Here is a 24,882-nt window from a genome sequence, read left to right on the forward strand (position 1 = left end):
ACAACTAACTCAAGTCAGTGGAGTAAAAGCAATGAAAATAAAAGCAAGCTTGATCCTCACCGTTGCCGCTCTGGCGTTGTCCGGTTCCGCTTTAGCAGAAGTGAAAATCGCCCTGGTGGCGAAGTCCTTAGGGAATGGATTCTTCGAGGCAGCGAACGTCGGCGCGCAGGAGGCGGCCAAAGAGTTAGGCGATGTAAAAGTGATTTATACCGGCCCGACCACCACCACGGCGGAAGCGCAGATCGAGGTGCTGAACGGGCTGATCGCCCAGGGCGTGGATGCGATCGCGATTTCCGCGAACGATCCGGACGCCGTCGTGCCGGTGCTGAAAAAAGCGATGCAGCGCGGCATCAAGGTTGTGTCGTGGGATTCCGGCGTGGCGAAAGCCGGGCGTCAGATCCACCTCAACCCGTCCAATAACGCCCTGATTGGCGAAACCAACGTCAAGCTCGCCGCCGATGCCCTGAAAGCGCTGAACGTGGAGAAAGGCGATGTGGCGGTGCTGAGCGCCACGCCAACCTCCACCAACCAGAACACCTGGATTGCGGAGATGAAAAAGGTGCTGCCGAAGTACCCGTCCGTCAATCTGGTGACCGTGGCCTACGGGGACGATCTCTCTGACAAGAGCTACCGCGAAGCTGTCGGCCTGCTGAAAACCTACCCGGAGCTGAAAGTTATTGTTTCGCCTTCTTCCGTGGGCATTGTGGCTGCCGCGCAGGCGGTGAAGGACCAGGGCAAGATTGGCAAAGTGTACGTCACCGGTTTAGGCCTGCCGTCTGAGATGGCGGGCGCGGTGAAGTCCGGCGCAAGCAAGAGCTTTGCCATCTGGAACCCGATTGACCTGGGCTATGCCGCAACCTACCTGGCGGATGACCTGGTGAAAGGCAACGCCACGAAAGGCGAGGCCAGCATGGGCAAGCTGGGCAAAGTGAAGCTGGATGCCGACGGCAACGGCGCGATGGCCGAGCCGTTCGTTTACGATGCCAGCAATATTGATAAGTTCTCAAAAATCTTTTGATCCTTTCCCCCCTCACCCTAGCCCTCTCCCAAAGGGAGAGGGAACGTTAACCCCCTCTCCCTTTGGGAGAGGGTCGGGGTGAGGGTGAACCAAACGGAGAACTATCATGACCCCATTGCTACAGCTTTCTGGCATCACCAAGGTGTTCCCCGGCGTGCGTGCTCTTGAGAACGTGCAGCTTGCGCTGTGGCCCGGCAAAGTGACGGCGCTTATCGGCGAAAACGGCGCGGGCAAGTCGACACTGGTCAAAGTGATGACCGGCATATACCAGCCCGACGAGGGCGAAATTCTTTACAAGGCGATCCCCGTTCACCTTCCGACGCCGGAGTCGGCGCATAAAATGGGCATCACCGCCATTCACCAGGAAACCGTCCTGTTCGATGAACTCTCGGTCACCGAAAATATCTTTGTCGGTCAGTACCTTCACAAAGGCTTCCTGAAAAAGCTCGACTGGCCGGAAATGCACCGCCGGGCGCAGGCTATTCTCGCCCGCCTTGAGGTGCAAATCGACCCGCGCGCAACGCTGAAAACCCTGAGCATCGCCCAGCGTCACATGGTGGCGATTGCCCGCGCGCTGTCGTTTGAGGCGCAGGTGGTGATCCTCGATGAACCCACGGCGGCGCTGTCACAGCATGAAATCCTCGAGTTTTACCAGATTGTGGAGCGCTTAAAGCAGGAGGGAAAAGCCATCCTGTTTATCTCCCACAAGTTCGACGAGATTTTTGAGCTGGCCGATCACTACACCATTTTGCGCGACGGCGTGTCCGTCGGTGCAGGGGCAATAAATGAGATCACCGAGGAGCGGATGGTGTCGATGATGGTCGGGCGCGCCATTACCCAAACCTTCCCGAAAATCGACTGCGAAAAAGGCGAGACGGTGCTGGAGGTGAAAAACCTCTGCCATCCGACCGAGTTTGCGCATATCTCGTTCTCCCTGCGTAAAGGGGAGATCCTCGGCTTTTACGGGCTGGTGGGTGCCGGGCGTACCGAGCTGATGCAGGCGCTTTCCGGCGTCACGCGGCCATCGTCCGGGGAAATTATCCTCAACGGACAGCCCCGGCGCTTCCGCCAGCCTGCGGATGCGATCAAGGCCGGTATCGTCTGTGTGCCGGAAGAAAGGCAGAAACAGGGGGCGATTATCGCCCTGCCGATTGCCCAGAACATCAGCCTGCCTCAGCTCAGCAGGCTCAATCCGAACGGCGTGCTGCATGACGACCGCGAATGGAAGCTGGCGGACGAGTACGCCAAACGCCTGCAAGTGAAAGCCTTCAGCTGGAAGCAGGCGGTGGAGACCCTCTCTGGCGGCAACCAGCAAAAGGTGGTGATCGGCAAATGGCTGGCGACGCACCCTGACGTGATCATCCTCGATGAGCCAACAAAAGGCATCGATATCGGCTCAAAGGCAGCCGTGCATCAGTTTATGTCCGAGCTGGTCAGTCAGGGGCTGGCGGTGATTATGGTCTCGTCCGAACTGCCGGAAGTGATGGGCATGGCGGATCGCATTATCGTCATGCACGAGGGGCTGATGGTGGCCGAATACCAGGCGGGAGACGCGACGGCGGAAACCATCGTCAGCGCCGCCAGCGGTGCAAAACAGGAGGCGGCATAATGCTTACCTCACTGTTAAAACACCGCGAGGCGCTGCTTGGCGCGGTGATTGTCCTGATGGTCGTCGCCATTGGCAGCCGCGTGCCATCGTTTATCGCACCGGGCAACCTGGTGGAGATGTTTAACGACACCGCCATTCTGATCGTCCTCGCGCTCGGGCAGATGATGGTGCTGCTCACTAAAGGCATCGACCTGTCGATGGCGGCTAATCTGGCCCTGACCGGGATGATTGTCGCCCTGATTAATTTCCATTACCCGGACGTGCCCGTCTGGGCGCTGCTGATCCTTGCCAGCGCGCTTGGGCTGCTGATGGGCGCAATAAACGGCCTGCTGGTGTGGAAACTGGGCATTCCGGCGATTGTGGTGACACTCGGCACCATGAGCATCTACCGCGGAATGATCTTTTTGCTCTCCGGCGGCGGCTGGGTGAACTCCAACCAGATGGGTGCAAACTTCCTCGGCCTGCCGCGTGCGTCAGTGCTGGGCCTGCCGGTGCTGAGCTGGTGCGCCATCGCCGTACTGCTGCTGGTGGGCTACTTCCTGCGCTACAGTCGCACCGGACGGGCGCTCTACACCGCAGGCGGGAACGCCACGGCAGCGTACTACACCGGGATCAACGCCGGGAAAATGCAGTTCATCAGCTTCTGCCTTTCCGGTCTGCTGGCCGGGTTCTGCGGCTACCTGTGGATATCACGCTTTGCCGTTGCGTATGTTGACGTCGCTAACGGTTTTGAATTGCAGGTGGTGGCAGCCTGTGTGATTGGCGGGATCAGCACCATGGGCGGCACCGGCCGCGTGCTCGGCTGTCTGTTCGGGGCGCTGTTCCTTGGCGTCATCAACAACGCCCTGCCGGTGATCGGCGTCTCCCCGTTCTGGCAGATGGCGATTTCCGGCTCGGTCATTGTCATCGCTGTGCTGCTGAACGAGCGCGGCAACAGGCGCAAAGGCAGGCTGATCCTGCGCGACGCGGCGCTGGCACGTCAGAAACTGGCGGTGAAACCATGAGCAAAATGATGACATCTGAAGAGTTCAAACCCACTTCTGCGCCGGGCATCTTCCAGCGCCTGCTGTGCTGGGAGGGCTTCCTGCTGGCGGTGACGCTGGCGGTGTTTGTGGTGAACGCGCTCGCCTCGCCCTACTTCCTCAATATCTGGAACCTCTCCGACGCGACGTTCAACTTCACGGAAAAAGCGATCATTGTGTTGCCGATGGCGATGCTGATTATCGCCCGGGAAATTGACCTGTCTGTGGCCTCCACCATCGCGCTCAGCTCCACGGTGATGGGCTTTTGCGCGGCAGCGGGCGTCGATACGCCACTGCTGGTGTGCGTGGGATTAGGCGTCGGGCTACTGTGCGGGCTGTTCAACGGTATTCTGGTGACGCGCTTTAACCTGTCGTCCATCGTCATCACCATCGGCACCATGAGCCTGTACCGCGGGATCACCTACATCCTGCTCGGGGACCAGGCGCTGAACAGCTACCCGGAGAGCTTCGCCTGGTTCGGCCAGGGCTACGTCTGGGGCGCGCTGTCGTTTGAGTTCGCGCTGTTTATCGTGCTGGCCGCTCTGTTTGCCTTTGTGCTGCACCGCACCAATTTTGGCCGCCGCACCTACGCCATCGGCAACAACCCGACCGGCGCGTGGTACTCCGGCATCAACGTGAAGCGCCACAACCTGATCCTGTTTGCGCTGGTAGGACTGATGTCCGGCCTGGCGTCGGTGCTGCTCACCTCGCGTCTGGGCAGTACCCGCCCGACCATCGCGATGGGCTGGGAGCTGGCGGTGGTGACGATGGCGGTGCTCGGCGGCGTCAATATTCTCGGCGGGTCCGGCAGCATGGTGGGCGTGATTATCGCCGCCTTCCTGATGGGGCTGGTGACCTTCGGCCTGAGCCTGCTCAACGTGCCCGGCATTGTGATGTCGGTGATTATCGGCGCGATGCTGATCGTGGTGATTTCGCTGCCGATTATTACCCGCCGGGTGATGCAGCGAAGACGGATCTCATAGCCGGGTGGCACTGCGTTTACCCGGCCTACTTAACCGTAGGCCCGCGCAAGCGCAGCGCCGCCGGGCATAAAAATCACAGTAATTAAGGAGAATTATCATGAGCTTTATGTTGGCGCTTCCAAAAATCAGCCTGCACGGCGCGGGCGCGATCGGCGATATGGTCAATCTGGTGGCAAACAAACAGTGGGGAAAAGCGCTGATTGTCACCGACGGCCAGCTGGTGAAACTTGGCCTGCTCGACAGTTTGTTTTCCGCGCTCGACGCCCATCAGATGTCGTATCACCTGTTCGATGAGGTATTCCCGAATCCGACGGAAGCGCTGGTGCAAAAAGGCTATGCGGCATATCAGGATGCGGAGTGTGATTACCTGATTGCCTTTGGCGGCGGCAGCCCGATTGATACTGCCAAGGCGATCAAAATCCTCACCGCCAACCCTGGTCCGTCAACCGATTACTCCGGCGTCGGCAAGGTGAAAAACGCGGGCGTGCCGCTGGTGGCGATCAACACCACCGCAGGCACGGCGGCGGAGATGACCAGCAACGCGGTGATCATTGACGCCGCGCGGCAGGTGAAAGAGGTGATTATCGACCCGAACATCATCCCGGATATCGCCGTGGACGATGCCAGCGTGATGCTCGATATTCCCGCCTCCGTGACCGCCGCAACCGGCATGGATGCGTTGACTCATGCGATTGAAGCCTACGTGTCCGTCGGCGCGCACCCGCTGACTGATGCCAACGCGCTGGAAGCGATTCGCCTGATCAACCTGTGGCTGCCGAAAGCGGTCGACGACGGTCACAACCTGGAAGCGCGCGAGCAGATGGCCTTTGGTCAGTATCTGGCGGGCATGGCGTTTAACAGCGCCGGTCTGGGGCTGGTGCACGCCCTGGCGCACCAGCCGGGCGCGACGCACAACCTGCCGCACGGTGTGTGCAACGCCATTCTGCTGCCGATCATCGAAAACTTTAACCGCCCGAACGCGGTCGCACGTTTCGCCCGCGTGGCGCAGGCGATGGGCGTTGACACGCGCGGCATGAGCGACGAAGCCGCCAGCATGTCGGCCATTCAGGCGATTCGCGACCTGAGCGCTCGCGTCGGCATTCCGTCCGGATTTAGCCAGCTCGGCGTCGCCAAAGCCGATATTGAAGGCTGGCTGGATAAAGCCCTCGCCGACCCGTGCGCGCCGTGCAACCCGCGCACCGCCAGCCGCGATGAGGTCCGCGAGCTGTACCTGGAGGCTTTATGATCCGCAAAGCGTTTGTGATGCAGGTAAACCCGGACGCGCACGAGGAGTACGCACGTCGCCACAACCCGATCTGGCCTGAGCTGGAGGCGGTACTGAAAGCCCACGGCGCGCACCACTACGCCATCTATCTCGACAAAGCTCGCAACCTGCTGTTTGCGACGGTGGAGATTGAATCGGAAGAGCGCTGGAACGCGGTGGCAAACACCGATGTCTGCCAGCGCTGGTGGAAATATATGGGTGACGTTATGCCGTCGAACCCGGATAACAGCCCGGTGAGTTCGGCGCTGAAAGAGGTGTTTTACCTGGACTGATGTGTTAACGCTGCTGCCCCCGAGGCGGCAGCAATCTCCCGCCTGCCACTCAGCGTAAACGCCGACACCACCGTGATCGCCAGCACGAAGCAGCCCAGTATCAGATACGTCTCCTGGAAGCCGACCCGGTCATACATATTTCCGGCAAAGGCGGAGAGGAAGATCGCCGCCGACTGTTTGGCAAACTGGAAGCCAATCAGGTAGATGGTGGCCGACAGGCGCGTATCAAACACCCCGGTGATGTACTTGAATGCCCCCACCAGCAGGAACGGGACTTCCAGCGCGTGCAGCATCTTCAGGGCAATCACCTCCACGGCGGTGGTGGCAAACGACGAGCCGATAATGCGCGTCGCCATGATCACCCCGGCAATCAGCAGCGTGTTTTTCGCGCCGATGCGGTTAATGATCCACGGCGAGCAGAACATAATGATCGCGTTACAGATTTCCCCCGCCGTGGTGGCGAAACCAAAGGCACGGGTCCCCTCCTGCGGCGTGGCGAAGAAGGTTTTGAAGAAGGTGGCAAACTGCTGGTCGAAGACGTCATACACGCAGGCCACGCCAATCACGTACAGGATGAACATCCACATTCTGCGCTGGCGGAACAGGGTAAAGACGGTTTTAGCGGTGATCTGCGGCTGATTCGCGCCCAGGGCGTTCATCACCTGCGCCGTCTGGTTAGGCTTCGGTTTCGCGACCACCAGCAGCAGCATCAGCAACAGCGCCGCGGCCGACCCCATCCAGAAGACGTACGACGGATCGATGCCGAACAGGATGCCGCCAGTTGAGGCGCACAGCCCCCAGCCGAGACAGCCGAACATACGCGCCTTGCCGTACTCAAAAAAGCTGTTGCGGCTTACGCGCTCAATATAGGCCTCAATCGCCCCCGACCCCGCTGAGAAGACAAAGCCGATATACAACCCACCGCTCAGCGCCCCCAGCCAGATATTGGTTTTCAGCAGCGGGGCGAAGACGTACAGGAAGAACGGCGCGAACAGGAACAGCAGCACCGAGATGATCCAAAGCAGGTGTTTTTTCAGCCCCAGCTTGTCCGAAATGACCCCCAGCACCGGCTGGAAGGCAATGGCCGACAGCGAGATGCAGGAGAAAACAATCCCGGTATGGGTTTTGTTCAGGCCGATGATGTCCGACAGCCAGATCGGCAGGAACGGAAAGCAGGTGGCCATGATGAAGAAGTAGAGAAAGAAGAACAGCCCGAAGATCCAGAAATTAGGGTTGTCTTTGTGGGTACAGGTTGTTGTGTTCATTATTTTTATCCTCAACGGAGGGCCGGTTGCCCGGCCCGTCACCCTTACACGCGTTCCACACCAATCAGAATGGCGGTTTCCGGATCCAGAATCGGCAGTGCAATACCCGCCTGCATCAGCCACTCACCGCTTACCGTTTGCGGCGCGTTCATCCACGCCGGCAGCTTACGCATGGTGTGCCCGCCCTCGCCCGTAATCTGGATGTTCGGGTGATCGAGCAGCGTGATGCGGTACAGCGCGCTGGCGTCTAACCCCGGCATGCGCAGCGGCATCATCAGGGTGTAATCCGGCATCGCGAGCTGGCTGACCAAATACAGCCCCTGCGTCTTGTCTTCGCTCACTATACCCTGCGCCAGGGTGGTGGCGTCCGGCATATCCACGCGCCACTGGGTGCCGTGATGAATGACCTCTCGCCACTGCTTGTGCAGCGCGGCGTAATGGCGATAGCCTTCACGCTCCTGCGCATCGACGGTGAGCGGATCCAGCTCCAGCCCCATGTGACCAAACAGCGCCGTCAGCCCGCGGAACTGAATGCTGTGCTGGCGGAAGGTGGCGTGACATTTATGGTGACCGATATGCGCGCCCATCACCTCCGGCGGGAAGAAGTAGCTCATGCCGCGCTGGATAGTGTTGCGCTCCAGCGCGTCGTTGTTGTCGGACGCCCAGAAGCGGTGGCAGCGGGTCAGCACTTCATAATCGATTCGCCCGCCGCCGGACGAGCAGGATTCAAACTCAATGTGCGGGAAGCGCTCGCCCAGCACGTCCAGCAGGCGGTAAAACTGGCGCGTCTGGGCGTCGGCGGCGGCTTTGCCCTTGTGCCCTGGCTGCACCAGCTCGCGGTTCATATCCCATTTCACGTAGTCGACCGCGTGTTCGCCCAGCAGCCAGCTCATGCGTTCGACCAGATATTCAAAGGCCTGCGGAATATTGAGATTGAGGACCAGCTGGTGTCGCCCGGTCGCCTGGGCGTAGCCCGGCAGCGCCAGCACCCAGTCAGGGTGCGCGCGATACAGATCGGAATCCGGGTTAATCATCTCCGGCTCAACCCAGATACCAAACTCCATGCCGAGCTGTTTAACGTGATCGATTACCGGCTTTAGGCCGTTCGGGTATTTTTTCTCGTCCAGATACCAGTCGCCCAGCGCGGCGTGGTCGTCGTTGCGGCCTTTGAACCAGCCGTCGTCAATGATAAAGCGCTCGACACCCAGCGCTGCGGCCTCGTCGGCCATGCGCATGATGTAGTCCGGGTCGTGGTTGAAGTAGATCCCCTCCCAGGTATTGAGGTGCACCGGGCGCGGTTTATCTTCCGGGAAGCGGATAACATTGTCGCGCAGGTAGCGGTGGAACTGCTGGCTCATGCCGTTCAGCCCGTGCGGGGAGTGACTGGCATACAGGCGCGGCGTCCAGAGCGTTTCCCCCTCTTCAATCGCCATTTCACCCGGCAGGTAGAGCGCTTCGGCCTGCATATAGCGGCGGCCATCGGTTTTCGCCTCTGCGCGCAGGCGGTGGTTACCACTCCAGCCCAGATGTATACCCCAGACGTTGCCGTGCATTTCACTGAATGACGGCGTACCTGAAATCAGCGCCGGGAAATGTTCATGGGAGGTTTTACCCCGACGGTTTTCAATCACAAAGCTGTCATGTTCAAGCATCACGCGGTGCGGCTGAAACTCCCTGATCCAGCGTCCGTGGAAGGCCATCACCTCCTGCGCGCGTTCGGCCACCGGCAGCGTCACGGCAAAGCGATCCACCTGCCACGCCTGCGTTTTCAGGTTGGTTAACCCATGACGCACCACCAGTACGCCGCTGGCATCCAGCGTTATTTCACTGGTCAGACGCAGGCCTGCATGCTCGTCTTCAGCAGTGATTGTCAGGGCGTTTAACGCCTGCTGCACCTGCGTGGTTTTAAATACCGGCGATCCGTCCAGCCCCTGGCGGTGCCCCTCGATGCCCGGCGAGCCAAACAGCCCATGCCCCAGCTCTGCCATCAGCGTGACGGGGGAGTCGACGTCCAGCCTGCCATTAGCAACCGGGCGCGCAATACTCAGCACATCCTGCGGCGAAAAGTGCTCAAGGTGTGCCCCCCAGTAGAGAATTTCGGCGAACGGGTGGGTTTTTACCACCACGTCAACCGTATTGCTTTCAAGTCGAAAAATGGAATCTTGCATCAGACATCTCCTGTCATCGGGATGTCCTGAGTGTTGATCCGAAACGTTTCGGATACAAACCAAAACGTTTCGGATCTGTGATCGGGTCTGGAATTTTTGGTGTAATCAGGCAGTCTGGCCTGGGGAGAATTCTGGCTGCCAGAGCACCTGAAGGGTGTCAATGTCGTCGCCATTAATCAGCTGGCGCACCATATCGGCAATCTGTTTCCCGACACCCTGACGGGTAGACTGGATCACCGCCGCGACGTCGATATCGACAATGCTGTCCTGCGGTAAGCCGTCATAGACCACCAGCGAAACGGCATTTTCACCGGTTAAGCGCCCCATCTGCGCCAGGGCCATCGCTGCGCCGTCGCCGTGGGTGTTGCAGTCGGTAATGATGGCCGTGGGCGGCTGCGGCAGGGAGAGAAGTTCTTGCGTGGTGGCATACCCCACGCGACGCGAAGGGGGCATGGCGCGCAGCCATTCGCTGGAAAGTCCGGCTTCCCGCAGCGCGTCCAGGTAGCCCTGGCGGCGCTGGGTGATGAATGCCTGGTTGTTGCTTTCGCCCAGCAGCGCAATGCGCTGATGGCCTTTCTCGATCAGCCAGCGGGTGGCCTGATATGTGCCGGCATAGTTGTCGAAATCGAACCACGCGTACGGCTGCGGGAGCTGGCTGCGGCCGAGCGCCAGGAACGGGAACCCGGCGGCCTGTAGCTGCTCAAGACGCGGATCGTGATCCAGCGTATGCGCCACAATCAGCGCATCCACGCGTCGGCTCTGCACCATGCGCATATAGCTGTGTTTGTCCGCCAGATCGTCGTCAGCGATGAGCAGCAGGTCAATCTCATGTCGCGCCAGTTCGTGGCTAATTTCGCCGACCATGTCCATAAAAACGCTGTTATTGAGCGGAACAGGATGCACCGGAAACACCAGCCCGACGGCGTCGATTTTGCCCATCTTCAGGCGACGGGCAAAGGTATTTGGTCGGTAGCCACGGCGCTGGGCCTCCGCTTCCACGCGGGCGCGCGTCTCAGCAGAAACGTCGTCATACCCGTTGAGGGCGCGGCTGACGGTGGTAACAGACAGCCCCAGTTCTTTGGCAATGGCTTTAAGCGACATGATTTTCCGTATCTTTGTTAGTTTTGTTCCGCCACCAGCAGCGCGTGCGTATCTGGCTCCAGCGCCTTAAAGATATGCGGCTGGTCAGCGGGGTAGCAAATGTAATCTCCCGGGCCGAGCTCTTCCGCCGCGTCGATCAGTCCGACCATCGCCCGCCCCTGGGTCACGATAATATGCTCAACCGAACCAGGCGGATGGGGCTGGGAAATACGGTCTGCCCCCGGCTGAGTCAGCAGCAGATAGATATCACGACGCGCGCCAGGCGGACACGCCGCGAGCAAAATCGCCTCGTAGTTCGCCTGCCCGGCGACGACTTTTGTGCCCTCGCCGCGGCGGATCACCTGCGTGACGGGTTGCTGCGGCTCCAGTAACCGGGCAAACGGAATATCCAGCGCCACACAAAGCGACCACAGCGTTTCCAGGCTAGGATTGCCGTTGCCAGACTCCAGTTGAGAAAGCGTGGATTTGGCGATCCCGGCACGGCGGGCAATTTCCGCCAGTGAGAGCCCGGTTCGCAAGCGTTCTCGCACCAGGCTTTTGGCGATCACGCTGATTGGCTGCGTCATAATAACGGCCTCTTTCTCTCTATAACGAACGAATCGTTCGTCTTGTAAAACGTTTCTGATGCGTTCATTATAATGGAAATACGTTCGATATGGCTAAAATGGTATGAAGAATCACCTCTCTTGCCTGAAAGGCGACACGATAAAAGCGATCGTCCTGGTCTGCCTCGCGGTGGGCGTGGTCGGCATGTCTTATGGCTCACTGGCGATGGCCTACGGTTTCCCGCTGTGGGTACCGTTTGTCCTCTCCCTCACGGTGCTGGCAGGCGCATCCGAGTTTATGTTTATCGGCATCGTGGCGAGCGGCGGCAATCCGCTGGCAGCGGCAGCAGCCGGTTTACTGGTTAACGCGCGCCATGTGCCGTTCGGCGTTACGGTGCGTGAACTGGTGGGCAAGCGCGGCCTGAGCTTTCTGGGCTGTCATATCATGAATGATGAAAGTGTGGTGTTCGGCCTGTCGCAAAAAACCGCCGAGCAGCGTAAAGCGGCCTACTGGCTGTGCGGCCTGGGCGTGGCAATCATCTGGCCGCTGGGGGCGGTGCTGGGCGCGATGGTCGGCAAGCTGCTGCCGGACCCGGAAACCATCGGGCTGGACGCGGTGTTCCCGGCGATCCTGCTGGCGTTAGTGGTGCCGGCATTTAAAAACCGTACCACGCTGATCCGCGCCTGTAGCGGCGCAGTGTTGTCGCTGGCCGCCGTACCGTTTGCGCCGGTTGGCCTGCCGGTGCTGCTCTCTTTGCTCGGCCTTGCCGCGAGGAAAAAATAATGGAAAACATGACGGTCTTTATTCTCGGCATCGCCATTCTTTCTGCCGGAACCTATCTGATGCGTCTCGGCGGGGCGAAACTCGGTAGCCGGCTGGCGCTTTCTGAACGGTCGCAGGCGCTGCTTTCAGACGCGGCAACCGTTTTGTTGTTCTCCGTCGCGCTGGCAACAACGTTTTATGAAGGGGACCATTTTGCCGGGATGGCGCGCGTACTGGGGGTGGGGTTCGCGGTGTTTCTGGCCTGGCGCAAAATGCCGTTAATTGTGGTGATCGTCGCGGCGGCGGTGGTGACGGCGCTGCTGCGTCTGGCGGGGATCCACTAAGAAAATGCCCGACAGAACAGCGCTGCCGGGCATCTGAGGGGTTAATGCGCAGGAAGCGTATCGACGTTAAGCGTCAGCGTTTCTTCAAAATCCGTGGTGTTAGTAACGCTAAACGCCTTGTCAGAGAGATAGGTCGTGATCATCATGGTGGCGACAAACTGCTCGCCCGCCACTTCTGTACCGTTTACCGCAGCCAGCGCTTTTTCCGGCTTTAGCGTCACCTGAGAAGCGCCTCCCTGAACGGCTACCGCGCCAATATCGACCGCGGCCAGCTGCACGGGGTTCCCGTCCACCCGCCCATCTTTGAATTCGATTTTCATCGCGCCGCTGTCCGTAAAACGATACGCCAGGTTCTGTCGGGCAATCCCGTCTACGGAGATGCGCATTTTGCGCACATCCGGACACAGCACCGAAACCTGAACTTCACGCATCACAGAAGCATAACCGTTGTACACTTTGCCAATATGTTCAGCGGACGTTTGCCGCATATCCTCTTTACGGTAGCGCCCGTAATCGACTTTCTTCACCGCCGACATCATTTCACAGGCGCCGTCATCGGCCTGCGCCATTCCCGAAAGTCCCGCTGCGCCGCAGAGCAGCATAAGCATCAGCGCGTATTGACAAACGTTATTCAGAGACATTTCCCTGTCACCTCTTCATAGAATTTATTCGGTTCTGCCTCCGGCAGGGTGTACGTCAGCCTGCAACGCCCTTCATCCAGCTTCGCATACAGCTGCTGGCTGGCAGAGATATCGTTCAGGAAGATCACGCCGTCTTCTGGCGCACTCGTCACATACTCCCCTGCCGCGTCCACAATCGAGACACCTTCCGGCAGCGGCGTACCGTCCGCACGGCGTATACTGAGCAGCACGCGGCGCTGGCTTAACGTCGCAAACTCCCACTTCGCCACAGCGCCGTGAGACGCTTTGATCGCTGTTCTGCCATTTCTTACGTCCAGATTGCCTGGCAGGCTTTCCGTGTTGATCTCAATCGTGCTTTCACGGAATGGCGACAGCGCAGGAATAATCGCCTGGCCCCATTTATCGGTCCATACCGCGCCGCGCGGGGTACCTATCTCGATGCCAGCCACCGGTTTATCCAGTCTGGCAATGGCGTACGTATCGGTCACGCGGTAAGGCGAGAAGGTCACCCCGTCGCTGTGGGCGACAATCCCGCCGCTTAATGCTGCTGAGTAGTTGGTATTGCTGTCGTTATCTCCTCCTGCCGCCAGCGCCAGGTTGGTGTAATGCAGATTACTGTTCAGCGAGCTGTCCCAGCTGGTGGTGTTCTCTTCCTGGTCCTGAGTGACCCCCACCGTGTACTGGTTCTCAGCGTTGAGCGAGCCCATCGCCCGCGACGCTTACCTTCGCTCTCGCGATACCAGGAGCTGGTTGTCACGCCTGAGCGTCCCAGCGGGATCGACACGTTTACGTAAAACTGATCGTTGTCGCTGCTGTCGTGCCGGCTGACATCCGACTCCCAGTTCACGCTCACGTTGAAGTATTTAAAAGTCTGTGACCACGACGAGATAAACCGGCGACTGTCATAGTCGCTGTTCCAGCTCTCGTTGCGATAATAGCTGAGGGAAAAGCGGCCCAGCGTGGTACTCGACCAGTTGATACCGACGCTGGTGTCGTATTTGGTTTGCGACATATCGTCATCGTCGCCGTAAAGTTCCGCCATCTCGCGATAGTCCGGTGTGCCATAGCTACCGCCCAGCGAAAGCCCAATGCCCCACGGCAGGGAGTAACCCAGATCCAGCGTCGTTTTGTTGCCGTCGGTTTGCGTCTGGTTGTCTATTGACGCCAGAAAACCCAACGAGGCATACAGGTTCTGCATGGGTATGGTATCGAGGTTGCCGGAGAAGCCATAATAGTGGTTATCCGCCATCACCATACCGGCCAGGAAATTGACACGCTTATTGACAGACCAGCCGTTGTTGGCGGACACCACCCACGGATTTTCAAAGCGTGAGTCCATGTCTTCAACGCGGCCCATAGCCAGCGTAAAGCCCGGGGCACGGCCTATATGATTGCTGCGGAACGTACTTGCCGAGACAGTGAATCGGTTTTCGCTGCCGTCAGTCTCGGTGACCGTTACGTTCAGGTCGGTGTTGAGGTTCGCCAGCGGCACGTCATCCAGGTTGAACGGACCGGCAGGAACTAGCGTTGAGTAAATAAGCTGTCCGCCCTGGCGGATATCGACGCGCGCCTGCGGATTACGGGCAATACCGCTGACTTCGACGCCCGTCCCCACCTGAGGAGTGAGTGCGGTATCCGGCATCATCTGGACCCCGTAAATTCCCGGAATACTGAAGCGGCTGTTGGCGATGTTAATCTGGCCACCCTGCACCATCACGCCATAATCGGTAAAGGTACGCTGGGCATATGTGTAGAGGGAGTCGACATCAAAATCCTGATCGCTGCCGTCGCTAATGAACTGCGTGCTGCGCACAATCCAGTCTCCGGCATTAAAGCCCATTTCAAAGGTCGACTGGAAACGGTCAGCGTTCTCATCATCATAGTGATCATGGGTGCCAAACATGGAGTAATTCAGCATGGCTGCACGTCCGCCACGCACCTCGGCGAACTGTCGGCCATAATCAGGGTCGATCGCTTCAGGCGGTACAACAACCGATATTTCATCAATATCCGGCGAAGTCTGAATCGTTGATCCGGACCAGTAGTGATAAATCTTCGGGCAGGTGCCTCTTTTCGTCTGTTTAATCAGGCCCGCGTTTTCCAGAAACGCTTTATCAATACAGGGCGTTCCTTCCTCATCAAATTTCACGGGCATAATATTGCGCTGCTTACCATTAATATTAACCGTCACATTATGGTAGCCAGGGGTAAAACGGGGAGTGAGGGAATAGTAATCCGCAATGGCCGGATCAAGCCCGTTATTTTTTAAAGCATCGCTGTCAAATATGGCTCGCGCCAGTTCCAGAGATTCATTCGCATTAGAGGAAATCTCAGCCCGAATATTAAATGCCAGCACGCTAAGGCAAAACACGAGCATTCCCTTTTTACAGGAACCGTTTAACATAACTACTCCATGTTTGTTAAGTGATTTTATTGCTGAAGGTCGGCGATATAATTCCCTGCCTTGTAGCCATAACGCGTTGCCGGATAGATTTCGATTTGTTTTTCGGATGCTGATATTTTGACTGACGCGCTGGCCGTCATTTTTTCGCCAGGAAGAATGTAGGTCTTAGCTAATGTCGCGATCGTACCCGAGGCCATTAATTTCACCTTTTGCTCCAGTCGGACGACATAAGGCGTATTATTCTCAACCGTGACATTGCCATTTTTTATCTGCCAGGTGAGTGCCTTCCAGGGTTCAATATTTACCGCCAGGCCAGCCGGGTGAATAATGACGGGAAGGTTCTGGCTAAACACCACTTTAACTTTATTTTTTTCACGCTGTGGGATAGCGGTAAAAATGACACGCTTAAAATGTTCCACCTTCAGCGGCTCATTACTATTTTTCAGCACAAAACGCACGCGCTGGGTTTTACCCGCATCTACGCGCACAACCGGCTGCGTGGCAATCAGACCCGGTTTGGGGTCGTCCGGGAGATCAATAATTTTGGTGTACAGCAGCTGTGCTTCAGCATCGGTGTTTTTGACATCCATGCTGGCCCCCTGCTTGTCTTCATTGACAATAAGCAGCGAGGTATCCGGCACCATCCCGGCAGCCATACCGTTGAATGAGGCCAGCAGGCAGGCACAGATCAGCGTTCTCTTTAAAAGCAGCATAATATTAGTCCATTAATATTGGTATAGGACACCCCACCGGGGTGAGGTGTCAGGTATTTCATGATACGTGGGGGTGATTACAGATAAACCAGCTCAACGTTGGTTAAGCCGTCCAGGGTGGCTTCATCCGTGATATTTAAATCGTTGGTTGGGTTAATCATCGCGGCAATGCCCACGTTGAAGTTAATTTTAGTTTGTGCAACAGGTGCCACTGTACCGGTCGCTTGATCTGTGAAGGAATAAATCTCACTCTTATCAGGTTTCACCTGTAAGTAGCGAAACCCGCTTTTAACTCCCCATGATGCGCCGTTATCGCTGGTGAAGATTGGATAAAGGTTTACACCGTCTCCGTTAGTCGTCGCCCCGTCGGTCTTTTGGATACCCATTGAATAAGCGCCAATCTTCTTATCGCCATACATCCCCAGGCCAGCCGTAAAACCCGCACTGGTAATGAAATCCGAATCAATAAAGTTCACCGGCATATTCTCCGTAGGCGCAGAATCCACATGCGAATCGTTAAAGGTCACGCCAACGCGGGTCGCTTCTTCACAGGTAATAGAAATAGGGATAATTTTAACATCCGCCAGAGGGGTTGGGGTGGTGGAATTCAGACTAGCCACCTTCATGGTACCAAAATCAGCAATACCGCCACCGCTAATAAATGCCGGTGTACAGGAAGACGGAACAATTTTCCCCGTAACCTGAATATCAACACTGGAAGCCGCCATTGCTGAAGACGCCGCTACTGCCAGTACAGATGCCAGCACTCCTTTTTTAAACATCGCGTTCATTTAATTTCCTTATATGAGTTAAATACAAAATAAACCAAAAGAGAAATATTTGGTTTTAGGGGTAAAGATTTAATATTGTTTTTGAAACTATCATCATGAATAACCGGGGTCAATGACTCCGAATCTCTTTAGGATTAAAGCCTGAGGATTTCCTTATTATTTGGGATCAATTATTGATTATTTATATAATAAACCCCGAAATACAGTCTGAAAGACATGAAATCATACATTATTGAAATGAATTAAAAGAACTGGTCAGACCTTGTATTTAGATCATGTATGAGATTGCTGATTTTTAAGTAAGGGTAACTCAACCGGACGGCACATTATAGTTATTATTCAACCAATAAGAAATATCCCGGAGGATATGGCTATCTTCTGTCAGGTTGAAAATACAGGCGGTTTGTACAGGAAGGCGGGTTAAAACAGGGGAGCAGAATGAAACCTGTCCCTGCTCCGAAGAGCAAGGGACAGCGGCTATATGACTTATTTGTTCAGTTCAGCGGTCATGTGTACGCGGTTACCGGTGAATGCCTGGGTAATTTTGTAGGATGACGCGCCCGCTTCCTGAGCCTGTGCGGCGATTTTGGCTTCTGCGCCATCGAGGGTAGAGGCGGATGCAGTCACAGTCTGCGCAGCGAAAGAACCGAAAGAAGCAGCCAGAGCGATTACAGCGACAAAAGTTTTGATGCTTTTCATGAGATAAACCTTTTCGTTAAGTTGTTTAGATAAGGCACCGTGCCTTGATGAGATAAATACTAGCCCTCATCATGAACAACTAAAAGCGGAAGGTTTTGCTATACTCATTCAAAATTACTGATTAACAATTAATCGCTGCGGATGGGTGTAAATTGTCGCCCTGCCCGGCTTGCAGAACCCCACCAGCGTCAGGTTGCAGCGCTCTGCCACTTCGACCGCCAGCGTTGTCGCAGCCGACACCGCAAACAGGATCTCCACGCCGCACATGGCCGCTTTCTGCACCATTTCATAGCTGGCGCGGCTGGAAACGAGCGCGGCCCCTTGCTGCCAGACGGCATCTTCACGCGCGCGACGGCCCAGCAGCTTATCCAGCGCCACATGGCGGCCCACATCTTCATGACCTCCGACGATCTCGCCCGACGGGAGCACCCACGCCGCAGCATGTGTACAGCCGCTCAGCTGACCTATGGGCTGGACATCATTGAGGTGCTCCAGGGCTTTGTCGAGGTTACCGAGGTTGAAGGTCTGGGTAAACGGCAGCGGCGCGACGGGCTTACCGATATCGTTAAGCTGTTCAACGCCGCACACGCCGCAGCCGGTACGTCCGGCCAGCGCCCGGCGGCGCTCTTTCAGCCCCATAAAGCGACGACTGGAGAGTTCGATTTGTACTTCAAGACCATTACAGGCCTGAACCACATCCATACCGTAGATCTCCTGCGGATGCGCAATGATGCCTTCCGAGAGGGAAAAACCTATGGCGAACAGTTCCAGATCTTTCGGCGAAGCCATCATCACCACATGCGAAATCCCGTTGTAAACCAGGGCAACGGGGACCTCTTCCGCCAGAAAATCCGGCGTGGCATGTGAAATGTGAGGCGGTCTGTGTACCGACAGTTCCACAATGCCCGCAGGCAGTGGCGACACGTGGGCAGCACGGTTTTGTTTAGACACAACGGTATTCCTGAACAACCACGGAAGTGAGCCTGCTATTGCAACACAAACGGCAGGCCTTACGCATAGTATGGATCAACTTTTCAGCAACCATTCTCCTACTCAATACGGAGGGGTGCAACCGATCAGCTGCTACACCTCTTTAACATGCACAGGATAAAATGTGATTGATATCACATTTTATAATCAATGCCGTGATAATACGTTCACTTTGTTTTAACCCCGTTAGAACAGGCGTACCGACATTGTGGTATTCTGGGCTTATCCCTCGGAGAAATGAGGGATTAATGCAAATTTTTCTCCTTTGCGGTTAATTCTCAACCGCAAAGTAAAACTACATAGCAATGTCGTAATGAACCAAGGAGTGACCCATGCAGGTCAGCAGAAGGCAGTTCTTTAAGATCTGCGCTGGCGGTATGGCAGGCACCACGGCGGCGGCACTGGGCTTTGCGCCCGGTGTAGCGCTGGCGGAAACACGGCAGTATAAACTGCTGCGCACCCGCGAAACCCGTAACACCTGTACGTACTGCTCCGTCGGCTGTGGGCTGTTAATGTATAGCCTCGGCGACGGTGCGAAAAACGCCAAAGCATCCATTTTCCACATCGAAGGCGATCCGGATCACCCGGTCAACCGTGGTGCGCTGTGTCCGAAAGGGGCCGGTCTGGTAGATTTTATCCACTCCGAAAGCCGCCTGAAGTTTCCTGAGTATCGCGCTCCCGGCTCTGACAAATGGCAGCAAATCAGCTGGGAGGAAGCGTTCGATCGCATCGCTAAGCTGATGAAAGAAGACCGCGATGCCAACTTTATCGCGAAGAATGCCGAAGGCACCACCGTTAACCGCTGGCTCTCCACCGGCATGCTGTGTGCTTCAGCGTCGAGTAACGAAACCGGCTATTTAACCCAGAAATTTACGCGCGCACTCGGTATGCTCGCGGTCGACAACCAGGCGCGTGTCTGACACGGACCAACGGTAGCAAGTCTTGCTCCAACATTTGGTCGCGGTGCGATGACCAACCACTGGGTCGACATCAAAAACGCCAACCTCATTGTGGTGATGGGCGGTAACGCCGCTGAAGCGCACCCTGTCGGGTTCCGCTGGGCGATGGAAGCCAAAATCCACAACGGCGCGAAGCTGATTGTGATCGATCCCCGCTTTACGCGTACAGCGTCAGTGGCGGATTTCTACACCCCTATTCGTTCAGGTACTGACATCACTTTCCTGTCAGGCGTATTGCTGTACCTGATGACCAACGAAAAATATAACCGCGAGTACACCGAAGCTTATACCAACGCCAGCCTGATCGTGCGTGAGGATTACCACTTCGAAGATGGCCTGTTCAGCGGTTATGACGCCGAAAAACGCAAATACGACAAAACCAGCTGGAACTACGAGCTGGACGAAAACGGCTTTGCGAAGCGCGACACCACCCTGCAACACCCGCGCTGCGTGTGGAACCTGCTGAAAGAGCACGTTTCCCGCTATACGCCGGAGGTTGTCGAAAACATCTGTGGGACGCCGAAAGCGGATTTCCTGAAGGTGTGCGAGCTGATTGCGGAAACCAGCGCGAAAGATAAAACCGCGTCGTTCCTGTATGCGCTCGGCTGGACGCAGCACTCCATCGGCGCGCAGAACATCCGCACCATGGCGATGGTTCAGCTGCTCCTCGGCAACATGGGGATGGCAGGCGGCGGCGTGAACGCCCTGCGCGGTCACTCCAACATTCAGGGTCTGACCGACCTCGGCCTGCTGTCTCAGAGCCTGACGGGTTACATGAACCTGCCGAGCGAGAAACAGACCGATCTGCAAACCTACCTGACGGCCAGCACGCCAAAACCGCTGCTCGAAGGCCAGGTGAACTACTGGGGCAACTATCCGAAGTTCTTCGTCTCGCTGATGAAAGCCTTCTACGGCGACAAGGCGACGGCGGAAAACAGCTGGGGCTTTGACTGGCTGCCGAAGTGGGACAAAGGTTACGACGTACTTCAGTACTTCGAAATGATGCACCAGGGCCAGGTCAACGGCTATATCTGCCAGGGCTTTAACCCGGTGGCGTCGTTCCCGAACAAGAACAAGGTTGTCGAGTCTCTGTCGAAGCTGAAGTTCCTGGTGACGATTGACCCGCTCAATACCGAAACGTCGACGTTCTGGCAGAACCACGGTGAGTCGAACGATGTCGATCCGTCGAAGATTCAGACCGAAGTGTTCCGTCTGCCGTCTACCTGCTTCGCGGAAGAGAACGGGTCTATCGTCAACTCCGGCCGCTGGTTGCAGTGGCACTGGAAAGGCGCGGATGCCCCGGGCATCGCCTTGAACGACGGCGAGATCCTGGCCGGTATCTTCTTACGTCTGCGTAAAATGTACGCGGCTGAAGGCGGCGCAACGCCTGAGCCGGTGCTGAACATGACCTGGAACTACTCGACGCCAGAGAATCCGTCTCCGGAAGAAGTGGCGATGGAGAGCAACGGTAAGGCGCTGGCGGACGTTATCGACCCGGCGACCGGTGCGGTGCTGGCGAAGAAAGGCGATCAGCTCAGCACCTTTGCGCACCTGCGCGATGACGGTACGACCTCCAGCGGCTGCTGGATCTTTGCCGGTAGCTGGACGCCGAAAGGCAACCAGATGGCCAACCGCGATAACGCCGACCCGTCGGGCCTCGGCAATACGCTGGGCTGGGCATGGGCATGGCCGCTTAACCGCCGCATCCTCTATAACCGCGCCTCAGCTGACCCGCAGGGCAACCCGTGGGATCCGAAGCGTCAGCTGCTGAAGTGGGACGGCGCGAAATGGGGCGGCGTGGATATTCCGGACTACAGCACTGCCGCACCAGGCAGCGATGTCGGGCCGTTTATCATGCAGCCTGAAGGGATGGGGCGCCTGTTTGCTATCGATAAGATGGCGGAAGGTCCGTTCCCGGAACACTACGAGCCGTTTGAGACGCCGCTGGGTACCAACCCGCTGCACCCGAACGTGGTCTCTAACCCGGCAGCCCGCATCTTCAAGGGCGATTTTGAAGCGCTGGGTAAAAAGGACAAGTTCCCGTATGTCGGCACCACTTACCGTCTGACCGAGCACTTCCACTACTGGACCAAGCACGCGTTGCTGAATGCCATCGCGCAGCCGGAGCAGTTTGTGGAGATCGGCGAGAAGCTGGCGAACAAACTCGGCATTGCCCATGGCGATACCGTGAAGGTCTCCTCTAACCGCGGCTACATCAAAGCCAAGGCGGTGGTGACCAAGCGTATTCGCACGCTGAACGTTCACGGTCAGCAGGTGGATACCATCGGCATCCCAATTCACTGGGGTTATGAGGGCGTGGCGAAGAAAGGGTTCATTGCGAACACCCTGACGCCGTTCGTCGGCGATGCGAACACGCAGACGCCGGAGTTTAAGGCCTTCCTCGTGAACGTGGAAAAGGTGTAACGGAGACGACTTATGGCTTATCAATCTCAAGACATTATCCGTCGTTCCGCGACTAACGGTTTCACGCCCGCGCCTCAGGCGCGGGACCACCAGCAGGAAGTGGCGAAGCTTATCGACGTGACCACCTGTATCGGCTGTAAAGCCTGTCAGGTGGCCTGTTCAGAGTGGAACGACATCCGTGACGAAGTGGGTCACAACGTCGGGGTGTACGACAACCCGGCGGACCTGACCGCCAAGTCCTGGACGGTAATGCGTTTCTCGGAAGTGGAGCAGAACGACAAACTGGAATGGCTTATCCGCAAAGATGGCTGTATGCACTGTGCGGATCCGGGCTGCCTGAAGGCGTGTCCGTCAGAAGGGGCTATCATTCAGTATGCCAACGGCATCGTCGACTTCCAGTCCGAGCAGTGTATTGGCTGCGGCTATTGCATCGCGGGTTGTCCGTTTGACGTGCCGCGCCTGAACCCGGAAGACAACCGCGTCTACAAATGTACGCTGTGCGTTGACCGCGTAAATGTCGGCCAGGAGCCAGCGTGCGTGAAGACCTGTCCAACTGGCGCTATCCACTTTGGCTCCAAAGAGGATATGAAAACGCTGGCGGCAGAGCGCGTGGGCGAGCTGAAAACCCGTGGTTACGATAACGCAGGCCTGTACGATCCGGCCGGGGTTGGCGGTACGCACGTGATGTACGTGCTGCACCACGCCGACAAGCCGAATCTGTATCACGGCCTGCCGGAGAACCCGGAAATCAGCGCGACCGTGAAGTTCTGGAAAGGCATCTGGAAACCGCTGGCCGCGGTCGGTTTTGCGGCCACCTTCGCAGCGAGCATCTTCCACTACGTCGGCGTTGGTCCGAACCGTGCGGAAGAGGAAGACGACAACCTGCATGAAGAGAAAGACGAGGTGCGCAAATGAGAAAACGTGACACCATCGTGCGCTACACCGCGCCGGAACGCATCAACCACTGGGTCACCGCCTTCTGCTTCATGCTGGCGGCGATAAGCGGGCTGGGGTTCTTCTTCCCGTCCTTCAACTGGCTGATGCAGATCATGGGGACACCACAGCTGGCGCGTATACTGCACCCGTTTGTGGGCGTCATCATGTTCGCGTCGTTCATCATCATGTTTTTCCGTTACTGGCACCATAACCTAATCAATCGGGATGATATCTTTTGGGCGAAGAATATTCGTAAGATCGTCGTCAACGAGGAAGTGGGTGATACCGGGCGTTATAACTTCGGCCAGAAATGCGTATTCTGGGCGGCGATTATCTTCCTGGTCCTGTTGCTGGTGAGCGGCGTGATCATCTGGCGTCCGTACTTTGCGCCTGCTTTCTCAATCCCGGTGATCCGATTCGCGCTGATGCTGCATTCATTTGCCGCAGTGGCGTTAATTGTGGTTATCATGGTGCATATTTACGCCGCCCTCTGGGTGAAAGGCACCATTACCGCGATGGTGGAAGGCTGGGTCACCAAAACGTGGGCGAAGAAACATCACCCGCGCTGGTACCGAGAAGTCCGCCAGAAACAGGAAAAGTCATCTGAATGAGTATTCGCATAATCCCGCAAGATGAGCTGGGGTCGAGCGAGAAACGTACGGCGGAGTATATTCCGCCGTTGTTATTCCCCAGACTCAAGAACCTCTACAACCGCCGCGCAGAGCGTCTGCGCGAGCTGGCAGAGAACAACCCGCTGGGCGATTTTCTGCGTTTTGCCGCGCTGGTCGCCCATGCGCAGGAAGTGGTGCTGTACGACCATCCGCTGCAAATGGACCTGACCGCACGCATCAAGGAAGCCAATGAGCAGGGCAAACCGCCGCTGGATATTCACGTCCTGCCGCGCGACAAGCACTGGCATAAGCTGCTGCATTCCCTGATCGCCGAGCTGAAGCCCGAGATGAGCGGCACGGCGCTGGCAGTCATTGAGAACCTGGAAAAAGCCTCCGATCAGGAGCTGGAAGAGATGGCGAGCGCGCTGTTTGCTTCCGACTTCTCACTGGTGAGCAGCGATAAAGCGCCGTTCATCTGGGCTGCGCTGTCGCTCTACTGGGCGCAAATGGCGAGCCTGATTCCAGGTAAAGCCCGCGCCGAATACGGCGAAGCGCGCCAGTTCTGCCCGGTGTGTGGTTCAATGCCGGTCTCCAGCATGGTGCAAATCGGCACCACTCAGGGGCTGCGCTACCTGCACTGCAACCTGTGTGAAACCGAGTGGCACGTGGTGCGCATCAAGTGCAGCAACTGCGAACAGACCCGCGATCTGAACTACTGGTCGCTGGAAAATGAAGACGCGGCGGTGAAAGCGGAGAGCTGCGGCGACTGCGGGACCTACCTGAAGATTCTGTATCAGGAAAAAGACCCGAAAGTCGAAGCCGTAGCCGACGATCTCGCCTCGCTGATTCTGGACGCGAAGATGGAGCAGGAGGGCTTTGCCCGCAGCTCGATCAACCCGTTCCTGTTCCCGGGTGAAGGGGAGTAATCTCCTGTGAGAGTGCCGGGCGGCGCGAGCTTGCCCGGCCTACACCTGGTAAGGCGTAAGGACCTCGTCAATACCCGCAAAATCTTTCGTGTTGCGAGAAATCAACGGACATTTTCTGCTCTGCGCTGTGGCCAGAATGATAGCATCAGGCAGTTTCATTCCATGCTTCTCACGTAGTAAAACGCTTCTTTCCGCAATATCCCGAGACACATCAATAATTTCAAAAGCGCCCATCACGGCTGCCGTTTTCGCTTCATGACCATGCCTGCGAGCGCCCACCATTACTTCCATCCAGGTAATTAAGCTGATGGCACGATGCGACGCGGTATGCTCAATCGCATCCGCAGCTTCAACACGGTTGTTGAAGAGATCAATGAGAATATTGGTATCAAACACTGCCATGTGCTCCATGA

22 protein-coding genes and 1 pseudogene are annotated in these 24,882 nt (G+C 57.0%); 12 read left to right on the forward strand and 11 right to left on the reverse strand.

Translation table 11 applies throughout. From position 1 onward, the window contains the following. The first annotated feature begins 31 nt into the window (after nt 1-31). The 6 genes from rhaS to rhaM all read left to right on the forward strand — a co-directional run bounded on the left by rhaS (nt 32) and on the right by rhaM (nt 6,189). The gene (gene rhaS / locus AC4OVU_RS21865; RefSeq protein ID WP_015569929.1) at nt 32-1,018 is read left to right on the forward strand and encodes a rhamnose ABC transporter substrate-binding protein; all 987 of its coding nucleotides are present in this window, start codon (nt 32-34) and stop codon (nt 1,016-1,018) included. Nucleotides 1,019-1,124: 106 nt separating this feature from the next. After that, a complete protein-coding gene (locus AC4OVU_RS21870) occupies nt 1,125-2,627 on the forward strand; it encodes a sugar ABC transporter ATP-binding protein (RefSeq protein ID WP_110292386.1) in 1,503 nt (500 codons plus the stop codon). Beyond that, entirely contained in the window at nt 2,627-3,631 is a 1,005-nt protein-coding gene (locus AC4OVU_RS21875) for an ABC transporter permease (protein WP_047364481.1), read from the forward strand. Before AC4OVU_RS21870 ends, AC4OVU_RS21875 begins: the two co-directional genes overlap by 1 nt. Next, nucleotides 3,628-4,632 carry an ABC transporter permease gene (locus tag AC4OVU_RS21880; protein ID WP_015569926.1) on the forward strand — a complete coding sequence of 335 codons (1,005 nt, stop codon included), beginning with the start codon at nt 3,628-3,630 and terminating at the stop codon, nt 4,630-4,632. Before AC4OVU_RS21875 ends, AC4OVU_RS21880 begins: the two co-directional genes overlap by 4 nt. A gap of 97 nt (nt 4,633-4,729) precedes the next feature. Continuing rightward, the gene (fucO, locus tag AC4OVU_RS21885; protein ID WP_110292387.1) at nt 4,730-5,878 is read left to right on the forward strand and encodes a lactaldehyde reductase; all 1,149 of its coding nucleotides are present in this window, start codon (nt 4,730-4,732) and stop codon (nt 5,876-5,878) included. Then, a complete protein-coding gene (rhaM, locus tag AC4OVU_RS21890; protein WP_015569925.1) occupies nt 5,875-6,189 on the forward strand; it encodes an L-rhamnose mutarotase in 315 nt (104 codons plus the stop codon). The genes fucO and rhaM overlap by 4 nt, the downstream gene beginning before the upstream one ends. On the opposite strand, the gene AC4OVU_RS21895 is transcribed toward rhaM, so the two are convergent. The 4 genes from AC4OVU_RS21895 to AC4OVU_RS21910 form a co-directional block, all read right to left on the reverse strand. Continuing rightward, a complete protein-coding gene (locus tag AC4OVU_RS21895; protein WP_015569924.1) occupies nt 6,177-7,454 on the reverse strand; it encodes an MFS transporter in 1,278 nt (425 codons plus the stop codon). The genes rhaM and AC4OVU_RS21895 overlap by 13 nt on opposite strands. A gap of 44 nt (nt 7,455-7,498) precedes the next feature. Further along, a complete protein-coding gene (locus tag AC4OVU_RS21900) occupies nt 7,499-9,622 on the reverse strand; it encodes an alpha-galactosidase (protein WP_047734721.1) in 2,124 nt (707 codons plus the stop codon). 105 nt (nt 9,623-9,727) lie between these two features. Beyond that, a complete protein-coding gene (locus tag AC4OVU_RS21905; RefSeq protein WP_003861974.1) occupies nt 9,728-10,723 on the reverse strand; it encodes a LacI family DNA-binding transcriptional regulator in 996 nt (331 codons plus the stop codon). Nucleotides 10,724-10,740: 17 nt separating this feature from the next. Then, nucleotides 10,741-11,289 carry a helix-turn-helix domain-containing protein gene (locus AC4OVU_RS21910; RefSeq protein ID WP_003861973.1) on the reverse strand — a complete coding sequence of 183 codons (549 nt, stop codon included), beginning with the start codon at nt 11,287-11,289 and terminating at the stop codon, nt 10,741-10,743. Nucleotides 11,290-11,392: 103 nt separating this feature from the next. Here AC4OVU_RS21910 and AC4OVU_RS21915 point away from each other — a divergent pair, with 103 nt between their 5' ends. Continuing rightward, nucleotides 11,393-12,052, forward strand: a complete 660-nt coding sequence (locus AC4OVU_RS21915; protein ID WP_015569922.1) for an AzlC family ABC transporter permease — start codon at nt 11,393-11,395, stop codon at nt 12,050-12,052. Beyond that, nucleotides 12,052-12,375, forward strand: a complete 324-nt coding sequence (locus AC4OVU_RS21920; RefSeq protein WP_015569921.1) for an AzlD domain-containing protein — start codon at nt 12,052-12,054, stop codon at nt 12,373-12,375. Before AC4OVU_RS21915 ends, AC4OVU_RS21920 begins: the two co-directional genes overlap by 1 nt. 41 nt (nt 12,376-12,416) lie before the next feature. On the opposite strand, the gene AC4OVU_RS21925 is transcribed toward AC4OVU_RS21920, so the two are convergent. The 6 genes and pseudogenes from AC4OVU_RS21925 to fdhD form a co-directional block, all read right to left on the reverse strand. Next, entirely contained in the window at nt 12,417-13,016 is a 600-nt protein-coding gene (locus AC4OVU_RS21925; RefSeq protein WP_110292388.1) for a DUF1120 domain-containing protein, read from the reverse strand. Next, nucleotides 13,007-15,420: pseudogene (locus AC4OVU_RS21930) on the reverse strand (fimbrial biogenesis usher protein). The gene AC4OVU_RS21925 and the pseudogene AC4OVU_RS21930 overlap by 10 nt, the downstream one beginning before the upstream one ends. 26 nt (nt 15,421-15,446) lie before the next feature. Beyond that, a complete protein-coding gene (locus AC4OVU_RS21935) occupies nt 15,447-16,133 on the reverse strand; it encodes a fimbria/pilus chaperone family protein (protein WP_129541635.1) in 687 nt (228 codons plus the stop codon). Between the two features lie 77 nt (nt 16,134-16,210). Further along, nucleotides 16,211-16,924: a DUF1120 domain-containing protein gene (locus AC4OVU_RS21940; RefSeq protein ID WP_015569917.1), complete on the reverse strand. Its 714-nt coding sequence runs from the start codon at nt 16,922-16,924 to the stop codon at nt 16,211-16,213. A 486-nt stretch (nt 16,925-17,410) separates the two neighbouring features. Next, entirely contained in the window at nt 17,411-17,623 is a 213-nt protein-coding gene (locus AC4OVU_RS21945; RefSeq protein WP_015569916.1) for a YdgH/BhsA/McbA family protein, read from the reverse strand. Between the two features lie 114 nt (nt 17,624-17,737). Then, entirely contained in the window at nt 17,738-18,574 is an 837-nt protein-coding gene (gene fdhD, locus AC4OVU_RS21950) for a formate dehydrogenase accessory sulfurtransferase FdhD (RefSeq protein ID WP_017382677.1), read from the reverse strand. A gap of 371 nt (nt 18,575-18,945) precedes the next feature. On the opposite strand from fdhD, the gene fdnG reads away from it, so the two are divergent. From fdnG to fdhE, 4 genes are read left to right on the forward strand one after another with little or no spacing between them, the layout of a single operon-like run. Continuing rightward, nucleotides 18,946-21,996, forward strand: a complete 3,051-nt coding sequence (gene fdnG, locus AC4OVU_RS21955) for a formate dehydrogenase-N subunit alpha (RefSeq protein ID WP_085929672.1) — start codon at nt 18,946-18,948, stop codon at nt 21,994-21,996. A 12-nt stretch (nt 21,997-22,008) separates the two neighbouring features. Beyond that, on the forward strand, nt 22,009-22,911 hold the full coding sequence (gene fdxH, locus AC4OVU_RS21960) for a formate dehydrogenase subunit beta (protein ID WP_014072386.1): 903 nt from the start codon (nt 22,009-22,011) through the stop codon (nt 22,909-22,911). After that, nucleotides 22,908-23,543 (forward strand): formate dehydrogenase cytochrome b556 subunit, encoded by a 636-nt coding sequence (gene fdoI, locus AC4OVU_RS21965; protein ID WP_003861958.1) that lies wholly within the window; start codon nt 22,908-22,910, stop codon nt 23,541-23,543. Before fdxH ends, fdoI begins: the two co-directional genes overlap by 4 nt. After that, nucleotides 23,540-24,469 carry a formate dehydrogenase accessory protein FdhE gene (fdhE, locus tag AC4OVU_RS21970; RefSeq protein ID WP_003861956.1) on the forward strand — a complete coding sequence of 310 codons (930 nt, stop codon included), beginning with the start codon at nt 23,540-23,542 and terminating at the stop codon, nt 24,467-24,469. Before fdoI ends, fdhE begins: the two co-directional genes overlap by 4 nt. 39 nt (nt 24,470-24,508) lie before the next feature. Here fdhE and AC4OVU_RS21975 read toward each other — a convergent pair whose 3' ends face one another. Next, nucleotides 24,509-24,880, reverse strand: coding sequence for a type II toxin-antitoxin system VapC family toxin (locus AC4OVU_RS21975; RefSeq protein ID WP_077266491.1), 372 nt, complete (start codon nt 24,878-24,880; stop codon nt 24,509-24,511). Between the last annotated feature and the right edge of the window lie 2 nt (nt 24,881-24,882).

The organism is Enterobacter sp. 6722112 (genome assembly GCF_058661685.1).

Bases quoted from the DNA above. Each gene is read 5' to 3' on its own strand.
- rhaS (WP_015569929.1), top strand. From the start codon at position 32: ATGAAAATAAAAGCAAGCTTGATCCTCACCGTTGCCGCTCTGGCGTTG.
- AC4OVU_RS21870 (WP_110292386.1), top strand. From the start codon at position 1,125: ATGACCCCATTGCTACAGCTTTCTGGCATCACCAAGGTGTTCCCCGGC.
- AC4OVU_RS21875 (WP_047364481.1), top strand. From the start codon at position 2,627: ATGCTTACCTCACTGTTAAAACACCGCGAGGCGCTGCTTGGCGCGGTG.
- AC4OVU_RS21880 (WP_015569926.1), top strand. From the start codon at position 3,628: ATGAGCAAAATGATGACATCTGAAGAGTTCAAACCCACTTCTGCGCCG.
- fucO (WP_110292387.1), top strand. From the start codon at position 4,730: ATGAGCTTTATGTTGGCGCTTCCAAAAATCAGCCTGCACGGCGCGGGC.
- rhaM (WP_015569925.1), top strand. From the start codon at position 5,875: ATGATCCGCAAAGCGTTTGTGATGCAGGTAAACCCGGACGCGCACGAG.
- AC4OVU_RS21895 (WP_015569924.1), bottom strand. From the start codon at position 7,454: ATGAACACAACAACCTGTACCCACAAAGACAACCCTAATTTCTGGATC.
- AC4OVU_RS21900 (WP_047734721.1), bottom strand. From the start codon at position 9,622: ATGCAAGATTCCATTTTTCGACTTGAAAGCAATACGGTTGACGTGGTG.
- AC4OVU_RS21905 (WP_003861974.1), bottom strand. From the start codon at position 10,723: ATGTCGCTTAAAGCCATTGCCAAAGAACTGGGGCTGTCTGTTACCACC.
- AC4OVU_RS21910 (WP_003861973.1), bottom strand. From the start codon at position 11,289: ATGACGCAGCCAATCAGCGTGATCGCCAAAAGCCTGGTGCGAGAACGC.
- AC4OVU_RS21915 (WP_015569922.1), top strand. From the start codon at position 11,393: ATGAAGAATCACCTCTCTTGCCTGAAAGGCGACACGATAAAAGCGATC.
- AC4OVU_RS21920 (WP_015569921.1), top strand. From the start codon at position 12,052: ATGGAAAACATGACGGTCTTTATTCTCGGCATCGCCATTCTTTCTGCC.
- AC4OVU_RS21925 (WP_110292388.1), bottom strand. From the start codon at position 13,016: ATGTCTCTGAATAACGTTTGTCAATACGCGCTGATGCTTATGCTGCTC.
- AC4OVU_RS21935 (WP_129541635.1), bottom strand. From the start codon at position 16,133: ATGCTGCTTTTAAAGAGAACGCTGATCTGTGCCTGCCTGCTGGCCTCA.
- AC4OVU_RS21940 (WP_015569917.1), bottom strand. From the start codon at position 16,924: ATGAACGCGATGTTTAAAAAAGGAGTGCTGGCATCTGTACTGGCAGTA.
- AC4OVU_RS21945 (WP_015569916.1), bottom strand. From the start codon at position 17,623: ATGAAAAGCATCAAAACTTTTGTCGCTGTAATCGCTCTGGCTGCTTCT.
- fdxH (WP_014072386.1), top strand. From the start codon at position 22,009: ATGGCTTATCAATCTCAAGACATTATCCGTCGTTCCGCGACTAACGGT.
- fdoI (WP_003861958.1), top strand. From the start codon at position 22,908: ATGAGAAAACGTGACACCATCGTGCGCTACACCGCGCCGGAACGCATC.
- fdhE (WP_003861956.1), top strand. From the start codon at position 23,540: ATGAGTATTCGCATAATCCCGCAAGATGAGCTGGGGTCGAGCGAGAAA.
- AC4OVU_RS21975 (WP_077266491.1), bottom strand. From the start codon at position 24,880: ATGGAGCACATGGCAGTGTTTGATACCAATATTCTCATTGATCTCTTC.